The 716-nt window shown below is 43.2% G+C and carries 1 protein-coding gene and 1 pseudogene; one reads left to right on the top strand and one right to left on the bottom strand.

The annotated features are described in order from the left end of the window. A pseudogene (locus A3766_RS21660) lies at positions 1-314 on the bottom strand (hypothetical protein); the annotation flags it as partial. Between the two features lie 149 nt (positions 315-463). Here A3766_RS21660 and A3766_RS21665 point away from each other — a divergent pair. After that, positions 464-716, top strand: a 253-nt coding sequence (locus A3766_RS21665) for a TSUP family transporter (protein ID WP_156509037.1), incomplete at its 3' end; no start/stop codon positions are given.

Genomic DNA, 716 nt, shown 5'->3' on the forward strand with positions numbered 1-716 from the left:
GCTTCAATTTTCTGTAGGCGCTCTTGTTCTAGGGCGGCGTCTCGGGCAGCAATTTGCTCGGCTGTTAGTTCTGGCGCGACAACTTGGATAACTCTGCCCTGTCTATTCAAAATATCGTAGCCTTTTTTGACATATTCAGGAGGAATAGTCTGATTGAGCACATAGGTTCCCTGATTGTCTTTATACCGGTATAGTTGCGCCGCAGATGCATGCGTAGCCACCAAAGAAAGACTGCATAGCAGTAGCAGGGCAACCACGGCTAGCCGCTTGCCAGTATGCTTGAAGATATAAGGTCGTCGTGAAGTATGAATCATTCTAATATCTAAATATTTTTCGGATATCCAAAGTATATCTGATTTTTTTATGCTTTTGTGTTGCAAGAAATTTAATTTATTGAGTGTTTGTTCAGCAATATGCAAAGAGTGGCATTTTCTCTGTTGAGCACTGATAAAAGAGTTTTTATATGGAATTTCTAATTGAACAAGTTGTGCTGTTTTGCGTATCGATTATTGCAAACGGCTTGAGTGCGATGGCTGGTGGAGGCGCTGGCTTGTTACAGTTTCCTGCTTTGCTCTTTCTTGGTTTGGGTTTTACTGTCGCCTTGGCTACGCATAAAGTCGCCAGCGTTGCTTTAGGCGTTGGGGCGACTTTACGCCATATTAGAGAGAAACAGTTGAGCTTGGCTTTTGCTAGTCATATTCTGCTTTTCGGGTTGC

This window comes from Oleiphilus sp. HI0132 (assembly GCF_001635845.1).